Raw genomic sequence first — 3770 nt, forward strand, 5'->3', positions numbered from 1 at the left:
ACGACCCTCCATAGGATGTGATCCCGCTCGCATGGCCGACATCACGCCCAGACCCCCCGCACCCACCCCCTCACCCCCGGCCCCGAGCAGAGCCGCAGCCGGACACAGAGACAGACCATCCGCCCGGGGGCGACCCGACCGGCAGGGGACCCGGCCACCGCGGTACCTGCCGTGCCCCGAGCCCAGCGGGCAGTACCGGCGTCACAGCGAGTCCTCGCCGGGGCACGGCAGGACGAACCGGAGAACACAGAGGCCCACCCTTCACCGTGCTCATGCCGGAAGCCGACGGGCACCGGCTACTTCCGCCGGGCCCGCACGGGTGACACCAGGGCGGCAGCCCAAGGACGGCCCGGACCGGCACCCGGCAGGCCCTCGATGCGATCACGCAGGACACGGCAGAGCAGGTCACCGGCCGGGCGAAGACCACGACTCCGGACCGGGCGGACACGGCCCTGCCGGACAGCGCCAGGGCCGCCGTACACCCTGCGCCCCCAGACCCGGCACCACCGACGACCCCGACAGACCCGCGCAGGGCCATACCGTCCTGCCCACCAGGCCGGCACCACGCCGCACACCGCCGCCGGACACCTCCAACACCCCCAGGGCCGGACACATCACAACAACCTCAACCCACCAACCACATCACGCCCACCAGCAACCCCACACCCGGCCAACAGCCCCGAAGACAACCCCGACGCCAGGAAGGGAACCGCAAGGCCATTCACGCCCCCCTCACCTGCCCGAGAGGGCACGCACACCGTGCAGCCGCGCCGGCATGCCGAATACTCCAGCTGCAGATCGCGATCTTCATGTCTGGGCGGCGCGTCGCTGATAGTGGCTGGCCCGGGAACGAGACCGGTGACGGCGTCGCCACTGGGACCAGTCGAGCAGGTGGGCCGTGCCGTGGACGGGCCGGACGACGAGCGCGATGAACAGGCGCTGGATCTCGTTGCAGGTGAGCGCTATCAGCCCGTCCGGCTTCGGGTGGCGGGCGTGTCCGCCGGCGCGGACGACTGCGGAAGGCGTGGGCGAGCATCGCGAGGGTGGCCCAGCGGTGCCAGGACGTCCAACGTCTGACCTGGCGTCCGTCCGGTCCGGCCAGGCCCTTCGCCGGACTCGAAGGTCTCCTCGACGGTCCATCCGCGTCCGGCGACGCACACAGGGTGGACAGCGGGTACTGAGGAGGCTGAGCAGCAACGGTAGAAGGCGAGTTCGCTGGCGCGTCGGCTGCGGCGGACCAGTAACTGGTGATGGCCAAGCCGGTCATCGGCCAGGTCAGCCAGGGCCCATTCGTAGAAACGGTTCCCCTCGGCTCCGGTGCCGGCGGAGAGTTTCTGCCAGGCACTCCACGACAGCTTCTTGATCAGGGCGTCGACGCGGAACATGCCCGCGCGAGGTCATCTCGTGGTCACGGGCGACGGCGAGTACGTAGCCGACCTCCCGCAGGGCTGTGCGCAGGCGCGGGTTGACTCCGTTGACCTCGTCGCCGACCACCCAGTATGCGGGGCTGACTGGTCGGCTGGTCGTTCGGCGGAGGCAACGCAGAAAGGGCCCGCGCTTGCGAGCCCTTTCTTCTGGTAGCGGGGACAGGATTTGAACCTGCGACCTCTGGGTTATGAGCCCAGCGAGCTACCGAGCTGCTCCACCCCGCGTCGGTGATGCCACTCTACATGATGGATCACGCGGGACTCGGGGCGGACTCAGCCGCGGACGATGCTCTCGGCCTGGGGCCCTTCCCTCCCTGGGTGACGTCGAAGGTGACGGTCTCTCCTTCAACCAGTTCCCGGTATCCGGGTGCCCTTGATGTTGGAGTGGTGCGCGAAGACGTCCGGTCCGCCGTCCTGGGCGACGAAACCGAAGCCCTTCTCGGAGTTGAACCACTTCACAGTGCCGCCGGCCATACTGCTGTCTTTCGTTCTCGTCGGGATACCCCAACTGGATGAGGCACTCCGAAAGCATGATCCGCTGGGCCATGACCGCCGTGATACTCCGCCGACTTACCCGAGGCCCCGCCATGCTCCAAGTCCCCCGACCACTACGGAAAATCACCCCGTAGCCCCCTCTTGGACACGCTCTGAGGTGGAGAGCCGGTCAGGGCGCCGAGGGCGGCTGCCCGGCGGCCAGGCGCTGCATCCGGCGTCGCATTACCCGCACGGGCCGCGCCCATAGGACAACGGCTTCGCCCGGCGGCGCGACCAAGGCCGGACCCCGCAGGGGATCGCCGACGTACCACACCGACCCCCGCTCCGGACCCAGCACACTCCAGTTCCAGCGCCAGGCAACCACCGACATCACCCGCCCGCCTTGTCCTGCGGGCAGGAGGGCCGGCTGACCGACCCCCAGCGGCAGGACCTGATACGTACCGTCCCACACGCGCCAGGGATGCCGAGCCGCCAGGCGGCGCATGCGCGGGACGTTGACCAGGCCCGCCAGTCCGCCGACAGTCGGTACGAAGCCCAGGCCGACGGTGGCGATCAGCACGTCGTGGAGCAGACCCGACTGCGCCGCTCGTCCGGACAAAGCCAGGGCCAGCCCACCCGCCACGACGGCCCCAAGACCGGCGAGAGCCACTCCCGCGGATCCGACCGCGTAGCGACGCAATGCCCTGCGCGTCGTGGGCAGCGACAGCGCCACGCCAGGCGGCAGCTCCCACTCCGCCTGGTCCGCCCCACCCGAACGGCCCGCTTCGTCCATGCGCACAGTGTCTAGCCGGCGACCGTCCGCTGACCAGATGCGCGCCGTCACCGCTCTCACCGTTCTAAGCGACGTCAGGGATTCCCACAGAAATGGACGTACCGCAGGTCACGCCCTTCGCCACGTAGGACCGTGACTCCTCCCCCTCCTGAGGGGCTTCTCGCTATGCCGGTGCGGCTTCGCAACGGACCAGCCCAGCCCGTAGAACGTTCTGGGCGCCCACCGTGTCCGCGTGCGCGGTGTGACCGCACGCGACGCAGTGCAACTGCTCCTGGGTGGGCCGGTTCTCCTTGGCGGTGTGCCCGAGGACATCGCGGTCTTTGCCACTACCTGACGACAGCCGCGCCGGGCCAGTACCGTCGCTTCCGGGCGGCGGCTGTGGGGGGAGCCATGGGGTTGTTGAAGCGTGGGGGCGTCGCGCCACGTCGTAGCGGCGGGCGCGGCGCTCGCGGTGTTGCTGCTGTGCGCAGGGGCTGAGCGGGCGGACGCGACGTCCGGAACGGCGCCCGGAACGGCTACGGAGACGGTGACGCTCGGGTGGGATGCGAAGCGCCCGGCAATCACCGCGACGGAGGAGTTCGACACGTATCTCGCGCCGCATGGCAAGGCGTTGGCTCCGGTGCGCGCGGGCAAGGGCGTGTATGAGCCGTCGGTCGGCCTCCAGTGGATGCGCGACTTGAGCGGAAGGACGAGCACCACTCGCCCGACCACGTCGAGCAGGCCTCCCCCGGCTCCCCCGCCCATGTCGTCACGCGGTACTCCCACGTGATGAGGCGACGGTCCGCATCGCAGTCCGTCACGGTGGACATCGACATGTCAGACACCCTCCGGGGTCCGACTGCAGGCAAGCCCACCTCGGGCGTCGTACTGCTTCGGGTCCCCGGCTGGTCGACGGACGCCCTGTCCGGGCCGATCACGTCGCAGTCCGCCGACGCGATCGTGTGAGAGGTGAAGCTTCCCCGTGATCTTGGACACTCGATGCTTACGCTGCGAGGGAGTGTCCTTGCTCGTGTCGCTGTCGGGTCTCCAACGGGGTGAGGTAACCACAGACCGGATGCCTGCGCAGTCGCTTGCGG

General features: G+C 69.6%; 3 protein-coding genes, 1 tRNA gene and 2 pseudogenes. 1 reads left to right on the forward strand and 5 read right to left on the reverse strand.

The annotated features are described in order from the left end of the window. Positions 1–807: 807 nt before the first annotated feature. The 5 genes and pseudogenes from SRB17_RS47430 to SRB17_RS48825 all read right to left on the reverse strand — a co-directional run. Positions 808–1503: pseudogene (locus tag SRB17_RS47430) on the reverse strand (IS701 family transposase); the annotation flags it as partial. A 72-nt stretch (positions 1504–1575) separates the two neighbouring features. Continuing rightward, positions 1576–1652, reverse strand: a tRNA-Met gene (locus SRB17_RS45055). A gap of 26 nt (positions 1653–1678) precedes the next feature. Continuing rightward, positions 1679–1901 (reverse strand): annotated as a pseudogene (locus tag SRB17_RS45060) (cold-shock protein). A 190-nt stretch (positions 1902–2091) separates the two neighbouring features. Beyond that, on the reverse strand, positions 2092–2694 hold the full coding sequence (locus SRB17_RS45065) for a hypothetical protein (RefSeq protein WP_153548014.1): 603 nt from the start codon (positions 2692–2694) through the stop codon (positions 2092–2094). Positions 2695–2857: 163 nt separating this feature from the next. Then, positions 2858–3295, reverse strand: coding sequence for a zinc ribbon domain-containing protein (locus SRB17_RS48825; RefSeq protein WP_416237155.1), 438 nt, complete (start codon positions 3293–3295; stop codon positions 2858–2860). Between the two features lie 212 nt (positions 3296–3507). Between SRB17_RS48825 and SRB17_RS47915 the strand changes: the two genes are divergently transcribed. Then, positions 3508–3639 (forward strand): hypothetical protein, encoded by a 132-nt coding sequence (locus tag SRB17_RS47915; protein ID WP_267133525.1) that lies wholly within the window; start codon positions 3508–3510, stop codon positions 3637–3639. The last annotated feature ends 131 nt before the right edge of the window (positions 3640–3770 follow it).

The sequence above is a fragment of the Streptomyces sp. RB17 genome (assembly GCF_009604455.1).
Classification (GTDB): Bacteria; Actinomycetota; Actinomycetes; order Streptomycetales; family Streptomycetaceae; genus Streptomyces.

Excerpts from the sequence above, each read along its gene's own strand:
- SRB17_RS48825 (WP_416237155.1), bottom strand. The coding sequence starts at position 3,295 with ATGCGGCGCGAGATACGTGTCGAACTCCTCCGTCGCGGTGATTGCCGG.
- SRB17_RS45065 (WP_153548014.1), bottom strand. The coding sequence starts at position 2,694 with ATGGACGAAGCGGGCCGTTCGGGTGGGGCGGACCAGGCGGAGTGGGAG.
- SRB17_RS47915 (WP_267133525.1), top strand. The coding sequence starts at position 3,508 with ATGTCAGACACCCTCCGGGGTCCGACTGCAGGCAAGCCCACCTCGGGC.